At 44.5% G+C, this 24,071-nt stretch carries 16 protein-coding genes; 8 read left to right on the top strand and 8 right to left on the bottom strand.

Going from position 1 to position 24,071, the window contains the following annotated elements; genetic code table 11:
- The first annotated feature begins 25 nt into the window (after positions 1-25).
- From POW22_RS06855 to POW22_RS06840, 3 genes are all read left to right on the top strand, one after another.
- Entirely contained in the window at positions 26-1,453 is a 1,428-nt protein-coding gene (locus POW22_RS06855) for an ATP-dependent DNA helicase (protein WP_272831892.1), read from the top strand.
- Positions 1,454-1,533: 80 nt separating this feature from the next.
- Entirely contained in the window at positions 1,534-3,348 is a 1,815-nt protein-coding gene (gene kdsB / locus POW22_RS15440) for a 3-deoxy-manno-octulosonate cytidylyltransferase (RefSeq protein ID WP_419180995.1), read from the top strand.
- A 1-nt stretch (position 3,349) separates the two neighbouring features.
- On the top strand, positions 3,350-3,895 hold the full coding sequence (locus POW22_RS06840; RefSeq protein ID WP_272831891.1) for a 1-acyl-sn-glycerol-3-phosphate acyltransferase: 546 nt from the start codon (positions 3,350-3,352) through the stop codon (positions 3,893-3,895).
- 11 nt (positions 3,896-3,906) lie between these two features.
- Here POW22_RS06840 and POW22_RS06835 read toward each other — a convergent pair whose 3' ends face one another.
- Together POW22_RS06835 and POW22_RS06830 are read right to left on the bottom strand one after the other, a co-directional pair.
- The gene (locus tag POW22_RS06835; RefSeq protein ID WP_272831890.1) at positions 3,907-4,815 is read right to left on the bottom strand and encodes a hypothetical protein; all 909 of its coding nucleotides are present in this window, start codon (positions 4,813-4,815) and stop codon (positions 3,907-3,909) included.
- A gap of 88 nt (positions 4,816-4,903) precedes the next feature.
- Positions 4,904-5,620 (bottom strand): YebC/PmpR family DNA-binding transcriptional regulator, encoded by a 717-nt coding sequence (locus POW22_RS06830; RefSeq protein WP_272831889.1) that lies wholly within the window; start codon positions 5,618-5,620, stop codon positions 4,904-4,906.
- A gap of 181 nt (positions 5,621-5,801) precedes the next feature.
- On the opposite strand from POW22_RS06830, the gene POW22_RS06825 reads away from it, so the two are divergent.
- A complete protein-coding gene (locus POW22_RS06825) occupies positions 5,802-9,629 on the top strand; it encodes a M48 family metallopeptidase (protein WP_272831888.1) in 3,828 nt (1,275 codons plus the stop codon).
- Here the strand turns inward: POW22_RS06825 and POW22_RS06820 are convergent.
- Genes POW22_RS06820 through gcvT form a run of 3 tightly spaced genes read right to left on the bottom strand, consistent with a single transcriptional unit; the run spans position 9,619 to position 11,837 of the window.
- A complete protein-coding gene (locus POW22_RS06820; protein ID WP_336407707.1) occupies positions 9,619-9,897 on the bottom strand; it encodes a 4a-hydroxytetrahydrobiopterin dehydratase in 279 nt (92 codons plus the stop codon). The two genes, POW22_RS06825 and POW22_RS06820, sit on opposite strands and share 11 nt — an antisense overlap.
- An 11-nt stretch (positions 9,898-9,908) precedes the next feature.
- The gene (locus POW22_RS06815; protein ID WP_272831887.1) at positions 9,909-10,754 is read right to left on the bottom strand and encodes a sugar nucleotide-binding protein; all 846 of its coding nucleotides are present in this window, start codon (positions 10,752-10,754) and stop codon (positions 9,909-9,911) included.
- Positions 10,755-11,837, bottom strand: coding sequence for a glycine cleavage system aminomethyltransferase GcvT (gene gcvT / locus POW22_RS06810; RefSeq protein ID WP_272831886.1), 1,083 nt, complete (start codon positions 11,835-11,837; stop codon positions 10,755-10,757). It abuts the gene before it with no gap.
- A gap of 195 nt (positions 11,838-12,032) precedes the next feature.
- Between gcvT and POW22_RS06805 the strand changes: the two genes are divergently transcribed.
- Positions 12,033-13,577 (top strand): NAD(P)H-hydrate dehydratase, encoded by a 1,545-nt coding sequence (locus POW22_RS06805; RefSeq protein ID WP_272831885.1) that lies wholly within the window; start codon positions 12,033-12,035, stop codon positions 13,575-13,577.
- Between the two features lie 73 nt (positions 13,578-13,650).
- Positions 13,651-15,159 (top strand): histidine ammonia-lyase, encoded by a 1,509-nt coding sequence (gene hutH, locus POW22_RS06800; RefSeq protein ID WP_272831884.1) that lies wholly within the window; start codon positions 13,651-13,653, stop codon positions 15,157-15,159.
- Between the two features lie 15 nt (positions 15,160-15,174).
- Here the strand turns inward: hutH and POW22_RS06795 are convergent, their stop codons facing one another.
- The gene (locus tag POW22_RS06795) at positions 15,175-17,730 is read right to left on the bottom strand and encodes an ATP-dependent Clp protease ATP-binding subunit (RefSeq protein WP_272831883.1); all 2,556 of its coding nucleotides are present in this window, start codon (positions 17,728-17,730) and stop codon (positions 15,175-15,177) included.
- A gap of 259 nt (positions 17,731-17,989) precedes the next feature.
- Here POW22_RS06795 and gyrA point away from each other — a divergent pair, with 259 nt between their 5' ends.
- A complete protein-coding gene (gene gyrA / locus POW22_RS06790; protein ID WP_272831882.1) occupies positions 17,990-20,509 on the top strand; it encodes a DNA gyrase subunit A in 2,520 nt (839 codons plus the stop codon).
- Positions 20,510-20,714: 205 nt separating this feature from the next.
- Positions 20,715-21,968 (top strand): tetratricopeptide repeat protein, encoded by a 1,254-nt coding sequence (locus POW22_RS06785; protein ID WP_272831881.1) that lies wholly within the window; start codon positions 20,715-20,717, stop codon positions 21,966-21,968.
- 54 nt (positions 21,969-22,022) lie between these two features.
- Here the strand turns inward: POW22_RS06785 and POW22_RS06780 are convergent, their stop codons facing one another.
- Positions 22,023-22,772, bottom strand: a complete 750-nt coding sequence (locus POW22_RS06780) for a C40 family peptidase (RefSeq protein WP_272831880.1) — start codon at positions 22,770-22,772, stop codon at positions 22,023-22,025.
- 8 nt (positions 22,773-22,780) lie between these two features.
- Positions 22,781-23,965 carry an acetyl-CoA C-acyltransferase gene (locus POW22_RS06775; protein WP_272831879.1) on the bottom strand — a complete coding sequence of 395 codons (1,185 nt, stop codon included), beginning with the start codon at positions 23,963-23,965 and terminating at the stop codon, positions 22,781-22,783.
- Positions 23,966-24,071 lie beyond the last annotated feature (106 nt).

The following is a 24,071-nucleotide window of genomic DNA, read 5'->3' as shown; positions in this document are numbered from 1 at the left end:
GTTTTAAGCCAAAGAAATCATCCGGATGCAACCTCAGGAATTTTACGAAATTCTCCGCGAAAACTTTCCTCACGACCCTACGCTGAAACAGCAGAAAGCCTTGCAATTACTGGCTTTATATTGCTGTAACTCAGCGCCAGATGAACTCTTTCTACTCAAGGGATACGCAGGTACTGGTAAGACCTCTATCATGGCTACTTTGGTCAGTCAGCTTTGGAAGCTAAAAAAGTCAGCTTGCCTCTTGGCACCGACAGGTCGTGCGGCAAAAGTCTTGGGTAACTACGCTGGAAGACAAGCACATACCATCCACAGAAAAATATACACTCCCAGAAAGAAAAAGGGAGGAGGCATCACTTTTGTCAAGCGACCTAATAAACATCGCAACACCATTTTTATCGTGGATGAGGCCTCTATGATTCCAGACATGCAGCTCAATGCCTCGTCCAATGAACGATCTTCACTCTTGGAAGATCTGGTTCAATATGTTTACAGTGGACACGGTTGCCGCCTGATCTTAATTGGTGATACGGCCCAGCTACCGCCTGTAAAGCTAGATGTGAGCCCCGCTTTGGATGAAGAGCTTATGGCCCGTTTTTTTGACAAAAAAGTGACGGTTTTGGAGCTCAGCGAAGTAGTGCGTCAACAAATGGACAGTGGGATCCTCTACAATGCTACGGCGCTGCGCGATCGGTTGTCTCATGAATATTATGACGACTATCGCTTCCGTTTATCAGATTTTAACGATATGACGCGTCCCTTGGACGGACAAGAAGTGATGGACGCCTTAAATGATGCTTACAGTGATCAAGGCACAGAAGGGGCTATAGTTATTGTGCGCTCCAACAAACGGGCAAACCTTTTCAATCAGCAAATTCGCCAACGCATACTCTTTAAAGAAGGAGAATTGGAGGCAGGAGATTTTTTGATGGTGGTTAAGAATAATTATTTCTGGCTCAAACCCGATAGCGAAGCAGGATTTGTAGCTAATGGCGATATTATTGAAGTCTTGGAAATTCACACCATCAGCGAGCTATATGGCTTTCGTTTTGCCATCGTAACTGTGCGTATGGTAGATTATCCTGACATGAAACCCTTTGAGACCGTACTGATCCTAGATACCTTAATGGCAGAAACACCTTCTTTACCTTATGAAGATTCCAACCGTTTGTACGAAGCGGTTCGTGAGGATTATCAGGACGAGGTCTCTCATTACAAAAAGTTTCTCGCCGTAAAGAATAACAAATACTTTAACGCCATGCAGGTCAAGTTTGCCTATGCCATCACTTGTCACAAATCACAAGGAGGCCAGTGGCCAACCGTTTTTATAGAACAACCCTATCTTCCAGAAGGGCCAAACAAAGGCTACTTTCGGTGGTTATATACGGCCTTGACACGCGCTAGCGATAAGGTCTTTTTACTTGGGTTTTCAAGCGCTTTCTTTGAGGAGGACTAAGCCCATTGGTCTTATAAATTGTTGTACTTTTGATCTACTAAATAATTAAGAAATTGAATACTCCTTTGCGCATTATAGCTATGATTCCTGCACGTTACGGAGCCTCGCGGTTTCCGGGTAAACTCATGCAAGATCTCGGCGGTAAAACGGTCATTAGGCGCACCTATGACGCTGCGGTTGATACGGGCTTGTTTCAAGATGTATTTGTGGTAACTGATAGCGATGTGATCTTTGAGGAGATCACCAAACACGGCGGAAAGGCCATTATGAGCCAAAAAGAACACGAATGTGGCAGTGATCGAATTGCAGAGGCCGTGGAGCATATGGACGTGGACATTGTAGTGAATGTTCAAGGAGATGAACCCTTTACTACTAAAGACGGCTTGAAGAAGGTCTTGGACGTCTTTTATCAAGAAGATGCAGACAAGATCGATCTGGCTTCGTTAATGACGGAGATCAATGATTGGAAAGAGATCAGTGACCCGAATTGTGTGAAGGTTATTGTGGACAAGGATAATTTTGCCCTTTATTTTTCACGCTCTCCGATCCCATATCCAAGAGATAAGAATACGGCTGTTAAATACTTCAAACACAAAGGCATATACGCCTTTAGAAAGCAGGCAATCTTAGATTTCTATCGTTTGCCGATGCGTAAATTGGAAGCTGCGGAGAAGATCGAGTGTATTCGTTATTTGGAATACGGTCACAATATTAAAATGGCGGTTACCAAGGATCAAGGGGTTGAGATCGATACCCCAGAAGATCTAGCCCGCGCCAAACGCCTGATTGAAAAATCAGAGCAGCCTGCTGTGAATAACGGCTATAGAAACTTTCCAATGGTGCCCAAGGTGGTCTTTGGTAAAGGAAGTTTTGATCAACTAGAGCAAATTTTATCCCAAGAACGCAAGGATCGTGCTCCCTTTGTGTTTATTGTTGATGATGTCTTTGAAAATCAGCCGAGTTTCATCGATCGCATCACCCTAAAGTTCAACGATAAGCTCATTTTCGCCTCTACCATTGAGGAGCCTAAAACATCTCAAGTAGATGAGATCGTAAAGAAAATTCGGTCTGAGTATAAACAATTGCCATCCGGCATTATAGGGATTGGTGGTGGATCCATTCTGGATTTGGCCAAAGCGGTTTCCATTATGCTGACCAATTCCGGAAGTGCTTCCGAGTACCAAGGCTGGGATCTGGTCAAAAAGAAAGCGGTTTATCACGTGGGAATTCCTACTATTTCTGGAACAGGAGCAGAGGTCTCAAGGACCTGCGTTTTGACCGGCCCGGAAAGAAAGCTAGGGATCAATAGTGACTACACGCCTTTTGATCAAGTGATCTTAGATCCTGATCTCTGTATTGGCGTTCCTAAAAATCAATGGTTCTACACAGGGATGGATTGCTTTATTCACTGTGTGGAATCTCTGCAAGGAACCTTTTTAAATGCCTTCAGTCAGAGTTATGGTGAAAAGGCCTATGACCTTTGTGTAGAGATCTTTCTTGGAGACGGTATGCCTGAGCATGAAGCACGAGCTAAGCTCATGATGGCTTCTTGGCATGGCGGAATGAGTATTGCCTATTCTCAAGTAGGCGTTGCCCATGCTTTGAGTTACGGACTGGGTTATGTACTAGGAACCAAACACGGAATAGGAAACTGCATTGTATTTAATCATTTGGAGGAGTTTTATCCAGAAGGAGTCAAATTGTTCAAACAAATGATGGATAAACACAGTATTGATCTGCCTACAGGCATTTGTTCTCAACTTACCGATGCTCAGATGGAAACCATGATCGATACTGCTTTAGGGCTAGAGCCCCTTTGGGAAAATGCACTTGGAGATAACTGGCGTGAGATCGCCACTCGTGAAAAGCTTCGCGAATTATACCTCAAGATGTAATATGGGACTCACCAAATTTATTTTTCACAAGATCATGGGGTGGAAGATCAAAGGCAGCTTTGATCCGAAGGTTAAGAAATCTGTAGTGATCGTAGTACCCCATACCCATTGGCATGATTTCACTATAGGGTCTTACACACGCCGTATTTTAAAGACCCAGATCCATTGGGTAGGGAAGAAGGAATTGTTCAAATGGCCTTTAGGAGCTTATTTTCGTTGGATGGGTGGTTATCCTTTAGACCGCACCTCGGGTCAGAACAAAGTAGAAGCCATTGCTTCCATTTTTGAAAAGCACGATGAATTCCGCATGGCACTTGCACCAGAGGGAACACGTAAAAAAGTGGATCAATGGAAAACAGGCTTTTACTACATTGCTCAAGCTGCAGATGTTCCCGTAATAGCGGTTGCCTTTGACTATGGTACAAAAACCGTCACAATACACCCGCCTTATGCGCTTAGTGGTGATATTGAAAAAGATATGGCTGCGCTAATGGCCAAATACAAAGGCGTTGTCGGGAAGAAGCCCGAGTACACTCAAGATTTTTAAAGCGTTTGTTTTTAGTGGATGCGAAGCGCGTCGACAAAAATGCGTCCGCTGCGAGAGTTCCAGACCCAGATCCCAGAAGTTGCACCCGGTTCACAACGGTTGGTAGAGTAAGTGCTGCGGTTGTTTTGCAGGCTGTATGAAAGGTTCCAATCACAACGTTGTCCGTTGAAAGTAGAAACCTGATCTTTTCCTTCTAATAAAGTGATATCTCCAGAAACTTGAGCTAAATAAGGGCCACGAACGTCAAACCCAAAACATCCTTCAAAGTCTTCGGTCATTTCACCTTCCAGATCTACAAGTACCTGATCGCCTCTAGATACAACCACTTCACTCAATCTTATGGCTCCAGGGAAATTGAATTCTCGAACTCCAAAAGAGATCAGATCCCAGTTTCCATTAAAATCCTCGTCACTCGGGTCGTCATAATGCCCCAAAGCAATGGAGACTCTACGAGAACTGCGCTCTTTGTAGGCGCGGATATAACCTGATTTCTGATTGAATATAACATCAGTTGCTGTAGGCGCATCAATATCGGCCACATTAAAAGAGAAAGATCCCAGTGTATTTCTGAATTTAAAGGTGGTTAGTGTTTCTGTCTCAGCAGTAAAAGCAACTTTTTCTCCATCAATAAAGTGAATAGCTGCCGCCAATTCCCCGTCATTCCCAAGATTGATCACAATTTCACCGTGATTGGTGCCGTCAAAGTTGGAAAAGACGCCGCGATATAGCCCTTGTGAACTGTTGTCCAAGCTCGCCCTTGGGTCCTGCAAGTCTATATCGTCAAAGATTTCTTCATCCGTAGGATCTACACTGATGGTAGAATCACCGGTAGGATTAACCCCGCGCTCTTCCAAGAAGGAGTCCTTCTGGCAAGACCAAATGATACTGCTTAACAAGAAGCAAATCAGTATATTACGCATGATTTTGTGTTTAACCTACTCAGCTAAGTTAAGGAATTGAACCCGTACAAACAAAATCAAAGAAATCTCTTACGCAATCTAAGGATCGCTATTCGAGTTCATTCATATTGTGGTAGACGTTTTGCACGTCGTCATCCTCTTCAATTTTCTCTAAAAGCTTTTCTACATCTGCCTTCTGCTCTTCGCTTATCGTTTTGGTTACTTGAGGAATGCGTTCAAAGCCAGAGGCAATGATCTCAATGTCTTGAGATTCCAAAGCCGATTGAATGGCTCCAAAACTTTCAAAAGGCGCGTAGATCATTACGCCATCTTCATCTTCAAAAACTTCTTCAACCCCGTGATCAATCAGTTCTAGCTCCAGTTCTTCCAGATCCATACCTTCTCCGTTGATGCGGAAATTACAGGTGTGGTCAAACATGAACACCACAGAACCAGATGTTCCCAGACTACCGTCACATTTATTGAAGTACGATCGAATATTCGCAACCGTTCGGGTATTATTGTCCGTAGCGGTCTCGACCAAAATGGCAATCCCGTGCGGCGCATAACCTTCAAAGAGCACTTCTTTATAATCCCCTTGAGATTTGTCGGAGGCGCGTTTTATGGCGCGTTCAATATTGTCCTTTGGCATATTGACCGCCTTGGCATTTTGAATTACGGCGCGCAGTTTAGAATTAGCATCAGGATCAGGGCCACCTTCCTTAACGGCCATAACAATATCTTTCCCGATTCTAGTAAAGGCTTTGGACATAGCAGCCCAACGCTTCATTTTACGTGCTTTTCTAAATTCAAATGCTCTTCCCATAGATAAAAATTGATTCGATCCACAAATTTAAAAAAATGCAGATGTTGTTCCCTACAATATTGGAAAACTTACAGCGGCCAGAAAATCCAACGGGAAAATTCCTGTTTTACCCATTTGTTGATAAGTTACTATGCAGTTTTTCAGAGCTTGTTATATATTTAAGTGCTAACTATTACAATTCATGGACAGTTTTTACTCCCAAGGCCCAAAGAATGTTCCGGAGGGCTACACCAATCCCACACAATCTTTTAAAAAACACGTTTTTCTTTCCATCCTGGGCTTGTTGCTCTTTATTGTTCTGTATTTAGGATTGACCTTTTGGTTCGGACGTTTGGCCTATTATTCTTTTATGAATGGCGATGATCTCTGGTCTTATGTCTTGGCGGGCGGTTATGCATTTATTTGTCTGTTTTTGATCAAATCCCTGTTCTTTTTAAACAAAAAGGTGGAGAATCCTATGCAGCGTTTTGTGACCAAAGAAGAGGAGCCTGTACTGTTTGATTATATCTACAAACTCGCCGATGAAGCCAAAGCTCCCAGACCCCATAAGGTATTTCTAACCCATCGTGTAAATGCGAGTGTCTCCTATGATCTGTCGCTTATTAATTTGATCATTCCTTCAAAGAAGAATTTAGAAATTGGTTTAGGCCTGACCAACGTATTGAGTTTGGGAGAATTTAAAGCGGTATTGGCCCATGAATTTGGTCATTTTGCGCAGCGTTCCATGCTCTTAGGACGTTACGTTTACGTTGCCCAGCAGATCGCTGCTCGTATCGTAGGTAAGCGCGATGCCTTTGATAAGTTCTTAGGCATGATCTCATCGATCGATATTCGCGTGGCTTGGATCGGGTGGATATTGTCGATTTTAGTTTGGGCAGTGCGTTCTTTGATCGAAACCTGCTTTAGCGTAGTGGTTATTGCAGAACGCGCCCTGTCTCGTGAAATGGAATTTCAAGCTGACTTAGTCGCGGTCTCGCTCACGGGTAGCGACGCCTTGATCCACGCTTTACACCGTCTTCAAGTAGCCGATGAAGCTTTCAATAATGCCATGAGTTTTGTGAATGTGCAATTGGCACAATCCAAGACCATCAGCAATATGTATACGGTGCAAAGCCAATACATCAAAAACATGAAGCAGGTCTTGGATGATCCACTTTACGGTGAGTCGCCAGTGGTGGATACCATGGACCCTGCCAAACACCGTGTATTTACCTCTCGGGCGTACAATCCACCGCAAATGTGGTCCACCCACCCAGTGGATAAAGATCGAGAAGACAACGCCAAGCGCGCTTATTTGGCATCAGATATTGACAATAGAAAAGCAGAAATCCTGTTTAATGACGCTACGGCATTGGAAGAAGAGATGACCAAACGTCTCATTGCTACCTCAAATGCGAAGGATCTAGAAATGCTCACGGAAGCCCAAACCTTGGAAGCTTTTCAGAAGGAATATTTTGATTGGACATTCCTAGAGCCTAAATACGCTTCTAACTTTATGAATCGCTATCCATTTTTGAATTTTGATTCGGTGGATGACATTTTTGATGCTCAAGGTGAATCTTTAGATCTCAATAAAATCAAGGATAAACTGTATTCCGATACCTTAAAGCAGCAACTGGATCAATATCAGGAGTTGCAAGAGGAGATTCAGGCTTTAGAAATTTCCAAGCACGAGGTCATCATCATAGAGAAAAGAGCGATCTGGCACCGCGGAGAACAGATCAAGAGAAAAGATATCGACGACGTTTTGAGGGCTGTTCAAGCGGAGAAAAAGGAGCTTGTCAATGCCCTGCGCACTCATGATAAGCAGTGCAGAATGTATCACTATCAAATGGCCCAGCAATTGGGAGGCCATTGGGATCAAAACCTCAAAACTTTGACGCATTTGATCCATTATGCAGAACATGCCGTGGCCGATCTCAATGATTCCGAACGCAAGTTCAACAACACTGTGAGTGTGGCCATTGCTGACGGGCGTGTTTCCAGTGAGGAGTTTTCCAAGATCCATGCTGCCGCCAATGATTATTATAAATGTTTTAAGGCGGCTTACCACGACAGTACAAAAATTGAATTGGAGCCTGCCTTGGTGCAAGCCATGAAAGCAGATAGTTATGAAGCGCTTTATGAGGAATTCAAATTGGGCTTCCCGGATCGTGAGAATATGGACCGTTGGATTAATGCAGCAACGGGTTGGGCCGCGGGAGCCCGTCAAAATTTGCAACTTCTGCGGAATTTGGCCTTAGAGCGTTTGTTGGATGTTGAAGCCATGATCGCCGATGCCTATTGGAACAAAAAGAGTTTACCTCAGGCTTCCTTGGCCAACAAAATGATTCCAGAATACGCCACCTTACCGCCTGGAAAAGAACGTAAGATCCAACGCAAACTCTCGCTTTGGGATCGTTTTATGCTGGGTGAAGGACTATTTGGAGCCGCATCTAAATTTGCCGCCTCTGTGGTATTGATCGGGGGTGCTCTGTTTTTAGGAAGCTCCACGACAGGAACAGATCTATTAGTATACAACGGGCTGGGTATTCCGGTTACAGTGGAATCGGCTGGTCAAGAGGTTACAATAGGTGCCCATGACTACGAATCTTTAGATGTGAGCTATAATACAGATTACCAGCTTACGGTAAGTGATCCTCGTGGGAATTTGATCGAATCCTATACGGCCCAGATCGGGGCTCCGGGTCGCGGATACGTTTACAATGTTGCTGGTGCAGCTTTGTTTGTGAAGTATGCAGTTTTCTACGGTTATGACGGAGATGCCGAACCAGACTATTTAGGCAGCCCTAGATTGGTAAACACTAAGGTAGATTATCTGTTGCAGGAACCGCCAAGTTCCATTGAACTCTCCAGCTCAAGTCGAGGGGCCAGAAAGTCGGCGCTCGCAGCCTTGAGTAATTTAGATGCCTACGATCTGGTCAATCAGATTGAAGATTCTTTGCAATTAAAGGATTTGATCTTTGCCCATGCACAGTGGGAGAATCCCTCGGATGCACAACTAGTGAACTGGCTCAATATGAGTACCCAGTACGAGGATGCAGACACCATGCTATCGGCCCGAATGAATAACTACGGTGAAGACGTGCCGACGCTTCGCGCTATGATGATTCAAACCGATGAAGCAGGACGATTGGCCTTTTGTGAAGAGATCGGTCGTAAATACGAGCAGGACCCAGAAAACCCGGATTATCTCTATATGAATATCCGATGTATGGAAGACGACCTAGCTAAGAATGCACGATACACGGAGGCACATACAACGCATCCCGACCATCCTTGGTTAGGCTATGCCGCTGGATATGTTTACGGTCAAAACGAACGCTGGGAAGAGGCTTTGATGGCATTTGAAACAGCCGGGAAAGAAGAGGCCTTAGCTACTTTGATCGCAGAAGATGCGACGCGTATTCTGCGTTTACTAGATATACGTTCAGACTTTAATAGCTACGAGTTTAGAACCTATTCCAGTTCTGACCTTGATTTTTATGGCCAGTTAGAAAGTGGAGATGTAGACGGAGCTCGCGCCAATCCAAACTATGCTTATCATTTGATTCATATTGGGGATCTAGAAGGAGCCTTTTCCATGGCCATGGATAATCCAGTGTTCAAACCTTATTTGCTGCGCCAGATCGCAGCGTCAGACGGGGCTACAGAAGCCATGATCTCAGAAGCACTCTCTTTAGATACAGAAATTGGTCTCACCGGTGATACGGCTTGGAGCGCCATTGGATTAGCCATAAACAACGGCGACGCCTATGAGGAATTCTTACCGTTTGTAGCACAAGTTGGAGTAGATCCTGCAGATCTGGAAAACTTTATAGATGCCTTAAAAGCAAAGAATACAGCCGCTATGGAAGCCAATATCAAACAGCGAGAGATCTATCAAAAAGGGTATTTCTATTCCTTGGCTTGTATGGTGCTCAAAGACAAAACGCCTATGGCTTGGAGAAAACGTGGAAACGCCTTATTGTTTCCAACAGAGCGTCAGTACATCAATCTTAACCCTTGAGTTGATTGATCTTCTGAGCCAATTGAAGGTCGTAGTCGGTAATGCCACCGGCATCGTGGGTTTGTAAAGAGATATTGATGCGATTGTAAACATTGTCCCAATTGGGGTGGTGATTGAGCGCCTCAGCTTCAAAGGCAATGCGCGTCATCAATGCAAAGGCCTCCTTAAAATCGGCACAAGTGATCTGCGTTTTTAGAAACCCGTCTTCATAATTCCAGTCTGGTAATTCTTGGAGGGCTTTTTTGATTTGATCTTCTGATAGTTTCATGATGCACGTTTTTAAGAGTTCTTGGGAGAGAAGATACTGATTTGTTCATTGAGTACCACTTGATGGATCAAGTTTGCTACCGAGTTTCTATACTGGGCGGGCAATAGATTGTATTTGGGCAATAAGGCGTAATACTCATCCTCATTAGAGCTGTAATTGTAGGCAAAGATCATTTCTGTCAAGCCCAATTTCTGCGATAGTTCTAAGAACAGATCGCTGTGGTGGATCAGGTCTGTGCTGCTTAAGTGAAAGATCCCTGAGAGTTTTCGGTTAATGATATAATGCAATTGCCTGGCAATCTCTTGTTCCGTATTTATGCTGATGATCTGATTGGGGTTTATCTCAAAATGCGCTTTGTGCTGATGAGCCGCTCTCAATTGTTTGATCAGCGGTGCATTTGTTCCCAAAACCAAAGGCAAGCGCAGTATGCTGTAAAGGGCTTGGGGAAGATCACCACAAATTCGCTCCATCTGCATTAAGTGTTTTCCATAGGCAGACTGCGGCAAGAGGTTGTCATTCTCATAGCTCGCATGGGACTTTACTGCGTCAAACACGGCAACGCTTGAAAAGAAGATCAGTCGGGCTTTTTCCGCTCTACAATATTCCACAGTAACCTTTAAGGCTTGTTGCTGCAGGGCATACGGACCATCTAAGGCATAGATGATCTCTGTGGGTTGAAGCTCTCTTAAAAGTGCTGCAATAGAATCATGCTCCAAATCATACCGATGCATGACTTGATTGGATTCGTATTGATCTGATGAATAGTAAGTGCCGTGTAGGTCGAGGTAGGGGGTGAGTTCTTTATACGAGATCCGCCCTAAATAACCACTGGCTCCTAGAATCAGTATTCGTCGCACTTATCCTTTATAAAACGGGAGTTTAACTACCGTTGCAGGAACGGCATTCTTTCTGATCTGAATGTTGATCTTACTGCCTGGATCGGCCATAACTGCTGGTACATAACCCATACCTAATCCTTTTTTCAAAGAAGGAGACATGGTTCCACTAGTTACTTCCCCGATCTTATTGCCATTACCATCAACAATATCATAGCCCTGTCTCGGGATGCCGCGATCATCCAGTTCAAATCCAACCAATTTGCGCTCGGGAGTGCGCTCTTTTTGATCTTTTAAAGCCTCACTGTTGATGAAGTTTTTTGTGAATTTAGTGATCCAACTGAGTCCGGCTTCAATAGGTGAAGTCGTATCGTCTATATCATTACCGTAAAGGCAATAGCCCATTTCTAAACGCAGCGTATCTCTGGCAGCAAGGCCAACAGGTTTGATCCCAAAATTGGCGCCTGCTTCTAGAACTTTGTCCCAAACTTGCTTCACCTCAGAATTCTTACAATAGATCTCAAAACCACCGCTACCGGTATACCCGGTCGCAGAGATGATGGTATGCTCGATTCCCGCAAAATCTCCCACTACAAAATTGTAGAATTTGATTGCGCTTAAATCGACACTACTCAAGGACTGCATCGCTTCAACGGCCTTTGGGCCTTGAATGGCCAACAGGGAAAAATCCTCGCTAATGTCACGCAATTGCGCCCCCATGCTGTTGTGCTTATTAATCCAATCCCAATCCTTTTGAATGTTGGAGGCGTTGACCACCAACAAATATTCTTCCTCTTTGACCTTATAGACGATCAGATCGTCCACAATACCACCAGTTTCATTTGGAAAGCAACTGTACTGCGCCTTTCCAACGGTGAGTTTGGAGGCATCGTTTGAACAAACTTTCTGAATCAGATCCAAGGCATTCGGACCGCTAACCAAAAACTCACCCATATGAGAAACATCAAAAACGCCCACGGCATTGCGAACTGTTTCATGTTCAATATTCACGCCCTCATAAGAGACAGGCATATTATAACCGGCAAAAGGAACCATTTTAGCGCCTAAGGCCTCGTGAGTTGCAGAAAGTGCTGTATTTTTCAAAACGATAACAGGTTTAGTATAAGTTCAGATTGATTTCAGCTTCGACTTTAAAATTCAAAACGAAGCTGAGCAAATTTAAGTATTATTCCCCCAGTTTTAGGGGCTGGAGTAGTAGAATTTATTAAAAATAAATCCATCAGCAGTCGGCGAGAAAGCCCTACCTTTAAGGCTACAATACAAATACCCAGATACCGCATGAATATTTTCTCCGCAGAACAATTCTATCAAGCAGATGCCATCACTATTCAAAAACAAGAACTCGGCCCAACAGACCTTATGGAGCGCGCGGGAGTTCAAGTTTTCAATTGGCTGCATTCACGCATGCATGGGGCTCAAGTGCCCGTTCGGATTTTCTGTGGAATAGGTAATAATGGGGGAGACGGACTGGTTTTGGCACGTCATTTAATTCAGCATGGCTATAATGTGCATACTTATGTGGTGAATTGCAGTGACAAACGTTCTAAGAACTTTTTGATCAATTACGATCGCGTTAAGCAGGTCACCAAGAAATGGCCAACGCTTATTACTAGTGAGGACGGCTTTCCGGAAATTCACAAAGACGATGTAGTTGTAGATGCAATTTTTGGAATTGGTCTCAACCGATGTATGGACGGATGGGTAAAGGCGATGGTGCAACATTTGAATGCCGCCGGGGCCTTTATTTTGGCCATTGACATGCCAAGCGGCTTATATGCTAATGCTCCGATAGAAGATCCAGAAGCGGTAGTTAAAGCCAATCATACGCTTAGCTTTCAGCTTCCAAAGCTTTCCTTCTTTATGCCTTCTACGGGGATTTTTACCAATACTTGGGAGGCTATTGATATTGGCTTGGATCCCGAATTTGTTATGACTCAGCCGCCCATTGCAACATTACTGCACAAACAGCATATCTTAAGTTGGTATCAACCCCGAGAGAAGTATTCGTACAAAGGAACCTTTGGCCACAGCATGATTGTGGGTGGAAGTTTGGGTAAAATGGGCGCCGTTGTTCTGGCAACTCGAGCGGCATTACGGGCCGGTAGTGGCTTGGCGACCGCTCATGTTCCTAAATGTGGATTGGGCGTATTGCAAACTGCAGTTCCAGAGGCTATGGCCAGCTGTGCCACGGAAGATTCATTTTTAGATGCTATTCCCTTAGAGGCCACGCATACATACGGAATTGGAATGGGTATGGGTATGGAAGATGGATCCTTAGCGGCTTTAGATCAGTTTTTAGAGACGCAAGAAGCACCTGTCTTATTAGATGCGGATGCTTTGAACTTACTCGCTTCCAAGAAAGAGCTTTATGCTAAAATTCCTCCGCAATCGGTCTTGACACCACACCCAGGAGAACTCAAGCGATTGCTGGGCGATTGGACCGACGATTTTGACAAATTGCAAAAAGCACAAGCTTTCGCTGTAGAGCACCAAGTTGTCTTACTGATAAAAGGTGCACACACCTGTATTTGCACTCCTCAGGGTACATTGATCAATTCCACAGGAAATCCTGGAATGGCTACAGCAGGCAGTGGTGATGTGCTCGCAGGAATGATCACCGGGCTTATGGCTCAAGGCTATCCGAGCTGGCAAGCTGCTGCCATGGGTGTCTATTTGCACGGAAGCTCTGGAGATATTGCGGTGCAGCAGTTGGGATATCAAGCCCTTTTGGCATCAGACATTATAGATAACATTGGCAACGCTTTCATCAAACTCTTTGAGGTAGAACAGCCTCCGCAGCAACAAGAGGAAGAGGCGCAGTAAATCGGGTGACTTGCCCTTGGGAATCTCCATTTATTGATGGAGAAAGTGTATTTTTACCCCATCAACTAACAGTATGGAAGGAGTCTATGAAATCGGGTCGTCTACCTTAGACCTCCCGCTTCTACAAAAACTTGCCACCGAGCCGCATCAGTTGCGCTTGAGTGAGGCCACAAAGCAGCGTATAGAGACTGCTTATGATTATCTACATCACAAAATGCAGCAATCTAAGGAGCCTGTGTATGGAATCAATACAGGTTTTGGAAGTCTCTGCAATGTGGCTATTTCTGACGATAAGCTCACCCAATTGCAAGAGAACCTGGTTATGTCACATGCCTGCGGTATTGGCGAAGAAGTTCCTGTTCATATAGTAAAAACCATGCTTTTGCTCAAAGTACAATCTTTGAGTTATGGACATAGTGGAGTTGCCTTATCTACAGTAGAATTGCTTGTGGAATTCTACAATAAGGAAGTGTTCCCCGTGGTATATCAGCAGGGGAGTTTAGGGGCATCGGGAGACCTTGCGCCATTGGCTCATTTGGCTTTACCGCTTTTAGGTAAAGGTTCGGTCAACTATCAAGGAGAATTGCGAGAAGCCTCTGAGGTATTGGACGAGCTAGGCTTAACACCAATTAAACTGCAAGCTAAGGAAGGTTTAGCATTGCTCAACGGAACCCAGTTCATGTCTGCGTACGGTGTTGAATTACTTCTAAAGGGTTACAAGCAGGCTTATTTGGCAGATCTTATTGCTGCCATATCTATAGATGCCTTTGATTGTAATCTGAGTCCTTTTGATCCCTTGGTGCATTTAGTACGTCCTCACAAAGGGCAGATTAAGACTGCGGCTCGTATTTTAGAGTTTCTAGAGGGAAGTGAGATCGCGGCTTCAGAAAAATCCAGTGTACAGGATCCGTATTCCTTCCGCTGTGTGCCTCAAGTGCACGGAGCAACCAAGGATGCGCTAGATTTCGCGTCAAAGACCATACTTACAGAAATAAACTCCGTGACGGACAATCCCAACATCTTTGTGGGAGAGGACCGTATCATATCTGGAGGAAATTTCCACGGACAACCTTTGGCATTGGCATTAGATTATTTAGGTATCGCTTTAGCCGAATTGGCCAATATTTCCGAACGCAGAACCTACCAGCTGGTCTCTGGTTTACGCGGACTGCCCGACTTTTTGGTGCAAACACCTGGCTTGCATTCCGGTTTTATGATCCCGCAATACACAGCAGCGAGTATTGTGAGCCAAAACAAGCAACTCGCTACCCCTGCATCTGTAGATTCTATAGTCTCTAGCAACGGACAAGAGGATCACGTGAGCATGGGAGCTAACGCAGCAACCAAATGCTATCGCATTGCGGTCAATGTCCAAAAGGTGTTGGCCATAGAGCTTATGAATGCTTCCCAGGCGCTAGCGTTTAGAGAACCTTTAAAAACAGCACCATTTTTGGCGTCAATCTTGGAATTGTACCGCGAGGAAGTACCATTTGTTTCTGAAGATCGTTTGCTATCTGAGGATATCCACAAAAGCGTTGACTTTTTACGCGGCCTGCAAATAGACGCTGCAGAGCTCTACTAATAAAAAAGCCGAAGCCTACGATTTCGTAGGCTTCTTTTGTTTTTTGATCTTAATTTTAAGTTCCTCTGTTTTGGAATCCAGATCCATACTTATGGTGTCTCCTTCTTCTAAACTGGAATTAATGATCTCTTCCGCCAGTGCGTCTTCAATGTACTTTTGAATGGCACGTTTGAGTGGACGCGCTCCGTAGTCCTTGTCAAAACCTTTGTCGGCGATATAGTCTTTGGCCTTTTCACTGAGCTGCAGCGTATAACCCAAATCAGAGATACGCACAATCAGCTTGTCCAATTCAATATCGATGATCTTGTGAATGTCTTCACGCTCCAGAGCGTTGAATACCATTACATCGTCAATTCTGTTGAGGAATTCCGGCGCGAAGGTCTTTTTCAAGGCATTCTCAATAACACTCTTCGCGTGTGCATCGGCTTGATTCATCTTAGCAGAAGTACCGAATCCAACTCCCTGTCCGAAGTCTTTCAACTTGCGAGACCCAATGTTGGAGGTCATAATGATGATGGTATTTCTAAAGTCGATCTTACGTCCTAAGGAATCCGTCAAATAACCGTCATCCAATACCTGTAAGAGCATATTGAATACATCCGGGTGAGCTTTTTCGATCTCATCCAATAAGACCACAGCGTATGGCTTACGGCGAATCTTTTCGGTAAGCTGACCACCTTCTTCGTAACCCACGTATCCTGGAGGTGCTCCAATTAAGCGAGATACAGCGAATTTCTCCATATACTCACTCATATCAATACGCACCAAAGCGTTGTCTGAATCAAAGAGTTCTCGAGCCAATACTTTAGCCAACTGCGTTTTACCAACTCCCGTTTGACCGAGGAAAATGAAGGATCCAATCGGTTTGTTAGGATCTTTCAATCCAGCACGATTACGTTGAATGGCTTTCACCACCTTTTTAACCGCAGCATCTTGACCAATTACTTTGCCCATGATTCTGTCGGGCAATGCAGCCAATTTATTGCTCTCGGTTTGTGCAATACGATTTACCGGAACTCCGGTCATCATGGAAACCACCTCGGCAACATTGTCCTCAGATACGGTTTCACGATGCAACTTGGATTCGTTTTCCCAGGCTTCCTGAGCTCTTGCCAATTCGCGCTCCAAGTTTTTCTCATCATCACGGAGTTTGGCAGCTTCTTCGTATTTCTGCTTTTTGACTACCGTGTTCTTCAGCTCACGCACTTCTTCCAATTTGTTTTCAATGTCCAAAATGGTCGATGGCACATTGATATTGGTAATATGTACACGGGATCCGGCTTCATCTAAGGCATCAATAGCTTTGTCTGGTAAGAAACGGTCTGTCATATAACGATTGGTAAGCTTCACACAAGCTTCCAAAGCCTCGTCGGTATAGGTCACATTGTGGTGCGACTCGTATTTTTCTTTGATGTTCTTTAAGATCTCAATGGTCTCTTCCACAGAGGTCGGTTCTACCAACACCTTTTGGAAACGACGCTCAAGAGCTCCGTCTTTTTCTATATACTGACGGTACTCATCTAGGGTAGTGGCACCAATACATTGAATCTCACCACGGGCTAAGGCGGGTTTGAACATGTTTGAGGCATCCAATGATCCAGTAGCACCTCCGGCGCCAACAATGGTATGGATCTCATCAATGAACAGAATGATATCGTCATTCTTTTCCAGTTCATTCATAACTGCTTTCATACGTTCCTCAAACTGTCCTCGGTATTTGGTTCCTGCAACTAAACTTGCAAGATCCAAAGTCACCACGCGCTTGTCGTATAGAATTCGTGAAACCTTTCGTTGCACGATTCGCAAAGCCAATCCTTCTGCAATGGCAGATTTACCTACTCCAGGTTCTCCAATGAGTAGGGGATTGTTCTTCTTACGGCGACTCAAGACCTGAGAAACACGCTGAATCTCGGCTTCTCGACCCACTACAGGGTCTAATTTGCCTTCTTCTGCCTGTGCCGTTAGGTCACGTCCAAAGTTGTCCAGAACAGGAGTTTTGGACTTTTTGTTGCCTTTGGCGTTTCCTCCACCAAATGGATTGTCTTTTCCACCTTCTTCTTCCGTTGCCTCATCATCATCTCCAAATGAAGACTCTGCCGTTGGAGAATCTAGGAAGTCGTCGTCGTTCGCGATCATGAATTTAAATTGGTCCTTCACGCCGTCGTAATCTATTTTGAGTTTGTTCAATAGCTTAGTGGTTGGGTCGTTCTCATTTCTGAGAATACACAACAAGAGGTGCGCCGTATTGATCGAAGAGCTCTGAAACAACTTGGCTTCCAAAAAAGTGGTTTTTAAAGCGCGCTCCGCCTGACGAGTCAGATGCAGGTTCTTCTTATCATTTGAGGTCACTGCCGAATTTGGATTGGCAGGACTCAGTATTTCCACCTTTCTGCGCAGGTTGTTCAGATCGATATCCAGCGCATTGAGAATATTTATTGCTTTCCCATTGCCATCACGCAGCAAGCCGAGCATCAAGTGCTCCGTGCCGATGAAGTCATGGCCCAGGCGCAATGCCTCCTCTTTACTGTAGGCAATCACGTCTTTTACTCTGGGAGAAAAATTATCATCCATATCTAGAATTCCTTTCTGTCTAAAATTACTAAAACATTGATTAAGGAGCAAAAATTGTACCCCAAATACCCGTTTGTAAGTAAAAGGACGAAAAAACAAACGCATAACCAAACAAATAAACCCAGAGTTATTAACTAAAATACCCTAAAAATTTGTTAATAAAATTGTAGGTAAAAGCGCTGTGATCACCAATGAAAATGGGCTGAAAAACGTATCTTGCCTTGTTATAAATTTTGATTGAAAACTAAACGATTTTTTTATGGCTGAAGGCGAAAAATTAATCCCTATCAACATTGAAGATGAAATGAAGTCAGCCTACATCGATTATTCGATGTCGGTCATTGTGTCACGTGCACTGCCAGACGTGCGTGACGGAATGAAGCCGGTACACCGCCGGGTACTGTACGGAATGTATGAATTAGGGGTTCGAGCAGGTTCTGCACACAAGAAATCTGCGCGTATTGTGGGAGAGGTACTCGGTAAGTACCACCCGCACGGCGATACCTCGGTTTACGACGCCATGGTGCGTATGGCTCAGGAATGGAGCTTGCGTTATATGTTGGTGGATGGACAGGGTAACTTCGGATCCATTGATGGAGATTCTCCTGCGGCGATGCGATATACGGAAGCGCGTATGCAACGCATTTCAGAAGAAATGCTGGCCGATATTGACAAAGAGACCGTAGACCACCAGTTGAACTTTGACGATACGTTAAAAGAGCCCACAGTGCTTCCTACACGTGTTCCGGGCTTATTGATCAACGGTGCATCAGGGATCGCAGTAGGTATGGCGACCAATATGCCTCCGCACAACTTATCAGAAGTAGTGGATGGGACCATCGCCTATATTAATGATAACGATATTACTATTGACGAGCTGATGCAGCACGTCAAAGCACCAGACTTCCCTACAGGAGGAACCATTTACGGTTATGAAGGTGTAAAAGATGCGTTCCACACCGGACGCGGTCGTGTAGTGATGCGCGGAAAGGCCAGCTTTGAAGAAGTGAACGGCCGTGAAGCGATCATCGTGACGGAGATTCCTTATCAGGTGAATAAGGCGGACATGATCAAAAAGACCGCCGATTTGGTCAATGATAAAAAGATCGAAGGTATTTCTACCATTCGTGATGAGTCCGACCGTAAAGGGATGCGCATTGTCTACGTATTGAAGCGTGACGCGATTCCAAACATCGTGCTCAATATGCTTTATAAGTACACGCAGCTGCAATCCAGCTTTAGCGTGAACAATATCGCTTTGGTGAACGGACGTCCGCGTCTTTTGAACCTCAAGGAATTGATCCACTATTTTGTGGAACACCGCCATGAGGTAGTGGTGCGTAGAACTGAATACTTATTGCGCAAGGCGGAAGAGCGCGCGCATATTTTAGAAGGATTGATCATTGCTTCTGACAATATTGATGAAGTGATCAAATTGATCCGTGCCTCTGCCAATGCAGATGAGGCTCGCGCTAAATTGATGGAGACCTTTGAGCTTTCTGAGATCCAAGCCAAGGCCATTGTGGAGATGCGTCTGCGTCAATTGACCGGACTGGAGCAAGACAAATTGCGTGCGGAGTATGACGAATTGATGAAGACCATTGAAGATTACAAAGACATCCTTGCTAAGAAGGAGCGTCGAATGGACATCATCAAAGAGGAATTGGAAGAAGTTCGCGAGAAGTTTGGTGATGAGCGTCGCTCAAACATCGAATACGCAGGTGGTGATGTAAGCATTACCGACCTTATCGCCGATGAGAAAGTAGTAATTACTATTTCTCACGCAGGATACATCAAGCGTACCTCGCTGACGGAATATAAGAAGCAGAATCGCGGAGGAGTAGGTCAAAAGGCCTCTGCCACAAGAAACGAAGACTTCCTGGAGCACTTATTTGTGGGAACCAACCACCAATACATGTTGTTCTTTACGCAGAAAGGAAAGTGTTTCTGGATGCGTGTTTTTGAAATTCCAGAAGGAAGCAAGACTTCCAAAGGACGTGCTATTCAAAACCTGATCAATATAGAACCAGACGATAAGGTGAAAGCCTTTATCTGTACTCAAGACCTCAAAGACGAAGAGTACATCAACGGTCACTATGTGATCATGGCTACCAAGAAGGGGCAAGTGAAGAAAACTTCGCTAGAGCAGTATTCACGTCCGCGAACTAACGGGATCAACGCCATTACCATTCGTGAGGACGATGAGTTGCTAGAAGCAAAGCTGACTACAGGTGATAGCCAAGTGATGCTTGCTGTGCAATCCGGAAAGGCCATCCGCTTTGAAGAAGAGAAGACCCGACCTATGGGAAGAAACGCTTCTGGAGTGCGAGGAATTACCCTTGCGGGGTCAGACGATGAGGTGGTTGGAATGATCGCAGTGAACGATTTTTCAACGGATATACTCGTAGTTTCTGAAAACGGATATGGAAAACGTTCTTCTTTAGAGGATTACCGTATTACCAATCGTGGTGGAAAAGGAGTAAAAACCATTAGTATTACCGAAAAAACCGGTAAATTAGTCGCCATTAAAAATGTGAGCGATGCAGACGACCTGATGATCATCAATAAGTCTGGGATCGCCATTAGAATGGCCGTAGAAGATCTGCGTGTAATGGGTAGAGCTACCCAAGGGGTTAGACTGATCAAAGTAAGAGATGACGACTCTATTGCCGCAGTAGCCAAAGTGATGCATGACGAGGACGACGTTGATCAAGACGAGTTCACAGAAGATGGCACGGCGATTGATACGGATACAGCGACAGATGAACCTAATGAGTAATTTCTAAAACCACAACAATGAGATCGCGGATCAAAATAAACATCGCGATCCATTAAATTTTTAACACATGAAATGAACACAAATAAATTTAATTAGTTGCGTACTCACTGCCACTATTAAATTTTTTGTGTGAAAGCAAAGCGGTTGATCTATGCAGATAATTTTTATTTGCTTGATTGACCAAAAAACAAAAATTATTGAATAGATGAGAACACGATTATTGACTGTTTTATTGATTGCCGGAACCGTGAGCACCTTTGCACAGAAGAAGGAACTTCGTGCGATAGGTAAAGCGTTGAAGGGAAATAACTTTACAGAGGCTAAAAACCTTATTAATGGAATGAGCGGTCTTTTGGAGGCTGCAAGTGATGAGCAGAAGGCGACTTACTATTTATACAAGGCAAAAGCGTTGTCCATGAATGGAGAGACTACCAATTCTGCGGATATGTTGGAGGCTGCCAAGGCTATCAAAATGGCTAAGGAGATCGATGGTGAGAACCCAGATGTAATTAATCTAGGGAACACCTTACGTACTGCTGTTGTAAACAGTGCAGTAGCTGATCAGAATGCTAAGAACTATGAAGCGGCTGCTAGCAAACTAGAGGCGATGTACCGTGTAAACCCACAGGATACTTCTTTCTTGTACTTTGCTGCTTCTAACTTAGTAACTGCCAAGGCGTATGACAAAGCTATTGAGCACTACAAAGAGCTTCAAAGCGTTGGTTACACTGGAATTGTAGAAAAGTATGTTGCTACAGACAAGGAAACAGGAGAGGTAAAAGAATTCCCTTCTACTACGGAGCGTGAGCTTTACATTAAAAGTGGAGACTTTATTAAGCCAGAAACTGTAAAGACAGAATCTAAGGCTACAGAGATCACTAAGAATATCGCTTTGATCTACGTAAGTCTTGGTCGTAATGAAGAAGCTATCGCAGCGATGAAAGAAGCGCGTGCCTTAGCTCCAGACGATATGGGACTGCTAATGACAGAAGCAGACGTACAGTACAAAATGGGGAACTTGGATCGCTTTAAAGAGTTGATGAATGAAGCAGCTAAAAAAGAGCCAAACAACCCTCAGACGCAGTTTAACCTTGGTGTAGTTGCCGCAAAAGCTGGTGATACTGAATCTGCTAAGGCTTACTATATGAAAGCCTTGGAGATCGATCCTGATTTTGCTGATGCAAACCTAAACATGGCTTCATTGATCATTGCTCAAGAAGGAGCGATCGTTGAAGAGATGAATAACTTAGGGACATCATCAGCGGATAACCGTCGTTATGATGAGTTAAAGGCACAACGTGAGAACGTTTACCGCGAGGCTGCTCCTTATTTTGAAAAAGCAAATGAGGCTAGAGAGAACGTTGAGATCGTTCGTACACTGATGAACATTTACTCCATCCTAGGAGATACAGAAAAGTTTAAAGCTAAGAAAGCTCGCTTAGAAGAGCTTGGTGGATAACCAATACATCCCTGCTGTAAAAACCACTGCCTTTGGCGGTGGTTTTTTTTGATGTTAAACGATGCGCTTGAGCACGCGTAATTTATGTGTGTGGGTGTTGCGTTCTGCGTTGAAGATACCGGTGTGATCCAATCGATCTATACGAACCTGCCCGTGGGCGTGAATGATGTAGTTGTCCTTTAGAACAATGCCCACGTGAATGATGTCTCCATCTTTATTGTCAAAGAAGGCCAAATCACCAGGCTCACACTCCTCAATAAAACTAAAGGCGTCTCCTTGAGTAGCCTGTTGACTGGCATCACGCTTTAGTCGGTAGCCATTCAAACGATACACCATTTGGGTAAAACCGCTACAGTCAATTCCAAAAGGAGTTTTGCCACCCCAGAGGTAGGGGCTGTTTAAATAGAGTAGGGCAGTATTGACCAGATGTGCTTTGTCAACCGTGCCAGAAGTTGTGTTCCCTTCATGAACGTGATCCAACAGTTTGGTAGGACCTACCACGCTTCCGATGGGTACGGGCATGAGTTGTCCGGCCTCGTTGGTAATGAAGTCAACTAAATCGGCAGTAAGCACCTCGGTCTGTGAAGATAAGGTGTCATATTGCTCTTTGTCAATTTGGAACCACTGTTTGTTGTCTATCCAGCCTTCATAGCCATCCCATTCCAAACGGATCTTACTCCATTTAGCACGCGATTCCAGCACTTTAAAATGCTCTCCATAGAGTACTTGCGTCACCAGCTCGCTGGTATCTGCCGCAGATTCTCTCACGGGAACAATACTTAAAGGGCAAAGGCCGTAATTCAAAGTGGAAACTAGTTAGGGTTAGCAATCACCATGGCAGAAGCTCCTCCACCGCCATTACAGATAGCTGCGGCGCCGAGTTTACCGTTATTTTGTCTTAGCACGCTGATCAAGGTGATCAAGATTCTCACCCCGCTGCATCCTAGAGGATGACCCAGGGAAACAGCACCACCGTTCACATTGACGTTGGAATCGTTAAGTCCTAAGATCTTCATATTGGCCAAGCCAACTACAGAGAAGGCTTCGTTGAATTCAAAGTAATCTATGGCATCCATACTTACATCAGCTTTAGCTAATGCTTTTGGAAGGGCTTTTGCTGGAGCTGTGGTAAACCATTTTGGTTCGTGCGCAGCGTCAGCATAAGATTCAATAACCGCTAAAGGAGTTAGTCCCATAGTCGCTGCTTTTTCCTCGCTCATCAAAACTACTGCACCAGCACCGTCATTAATGGTAGAGGCGTTGGCGGCAGTTACGGTACCTTCCTTAGTAAAGGCCGGTCTGAGCTGAGGTATTTTTTCCATGCGTACGTTCTTGTACTCTTCATCTTCTGCAACCATCGCAGGGTCTCCTTTACGCTGTGGAACAGCAACAGGAACTACTTCATCTGCAAACTTCCCAGCTTCCCAAGCTGCTGCAGAACGGGTATAGGATTGAATGGCAAATGCATCCTGATCTTCGCGGCTGAACTCGTATTCGGCGGCACAAAGATCTGCACAAACACCCATGGCGTTTTGATCATAGGCATCCACCAAACCGTCTTTTTGCATTCCATCGATCATGGTTTGTGGTCCAAATTTATGCCCTTTTCTAAGGGGTAGATAGTGCGGAATATTGCTCATGCTTTCCATTCCTCCAGCAACAACAATCTCAGCATCTCCTAGAAGAATCGCCTGAGCTCCCTGCATTACTGCCTTCATTCCAGAGGCACAAACCTTATTTACTGTAGTACATGGAACGTGATCTGAGATACCAGCTCCCAGGGCTGCTTGACGGGCTGGAGCCTGTCCAACTCCGGCTTGCACTACATTGCCCATAAGTACTTCGTCTACTTGCTTCGGATCTAGATTGATCTTATCCAGAGCGCCTTTGATCGCTGCAGTTCCCAATTGGGCCGCAGAAAGCGATGATAAAGACCCCATAAAACTCCCAATAGGGGTTCTGGCCATAGAAACGATAACAACTTTTTTTGTAGACATAACAGTTTTTTAGGTGTTTAATTTTGTCCTGCAAAACTACGATTTTTAAAAAGATTCAGCAACCAATTAACATCCAAGTCATTGGCTTTGGATAGGCTTGGCAAAT

The sequence above is a fragment of the Gilvibacter sediminis genome (genome assembly GCF_028561565.1).
Taxonomy (GTDB): domain Bacteria; phylum Bacteroidota; class Bacteroidia; order Flavobacteriales; family Flavobacteriaceae; genus Gilvibacter; species Gilvibacter sediminis.
Note: the sequence above shows the minus strand (reverse complement) of the source record. Positions and strands in the feature narration are given on the sequence as shown.

What these genes read in the sequence shown, in the direction of transcription:
- POW22_RS06835 (WP_272831890.1), bottom strand. Translation starts at nt 4,815, where the DNA reads ATGCGTAATATACTGATTTGCTTCTTGTTAAGCAGTATCATTTGGTCT.
- POW22_RS06840 (WP_272831891.1), top strand. Translation starts at nt 3,350, where the DNA reads ATGGGACTCACCAAATTTATTTTTCACAAGATCATGGGGTGGAAGATC.
- POW22_RS06795 (WP_272831883.1), bottom strand. Translation starts at nt 17,730, where the DNA reads ATGGATGATAATTTTTCTCCCAGAGTAAAAGACGTGATTGCCTACAGT.
- kdsB (WP_419180995.1), top strand. Translation starts at nt 1,534, where the DNA reads ATGATTCCTGCACGTTACGGAGCCTCGCGGTTTCCGGGTAAACTCATG.
- POW22_RS06775 (WP_272831879.1), bottom strand. Translation starts at nt 23,965, where the DNA reads ATGTCTACAAAAAAAGTTGTTATCGTTTCTATGGCCAGAACCCCTATT.
- gyrA (WP_272831882.1), top strand. Translation starts at nt 17,990, where the DNA reads ATGGCTGAAGGCGAAAAATTAATCCCTATCAACATTGAAGATGAAATG.
- hutH (WP_272831884.1), top strand. Translation starts at nt 13,651, where the DNA reads ATGGAAGGAGTCTATGAAATCGGGTCGTCTACCTTAGACCTCCCGCTT.
- POW22_RS06825 (WP_272831888.1), top strand. Translation starts at nt 5,802, where the DNA reads ATGGACAGTTTTTACTCCCAAGGCCCAAAGAATGTTCCGGAGGGCTAC.
- POW22_RS06830 (WP_272831889.1), bottom strand. Translation starts at nt 5,620, where the DNA reads ATGGGAAGAGCATTTGAATTTAGAAAAGCACGTAAAATGAAGCGTTGG.
- POW22_RS06855 (WP_272831892.1), top strand. Translation starts at nt 26, where the DNA reads ATGCAACCTCAGGAATTTTACGAAATTCTCCGCGAAAACTTTCCTCAC.
- POW22_RS06785 (WP_272831881.1), top strand. Translation starts at nt 20,715, where the DNA reads ATGAGAACACGATTATTGACTGTTTTATTGATTGCCGGAACCGTGAGC.
- POW22_RS06820 (WP_336407707.1), bottom strand. Translation starts at nt 9,897, where the DNA reads ATGAAACTATCAGAAGATCAAATCAAAAAAGCCCTCCAAGAATTACCA.
- POW22_RS06805 (WP_272831885.1), top strand. Translation starts at nt 12,033, where the DNA reads ATGAATATTTTCTCCGCAGAACAATTCTATCAAGCAGATGCCATCACT.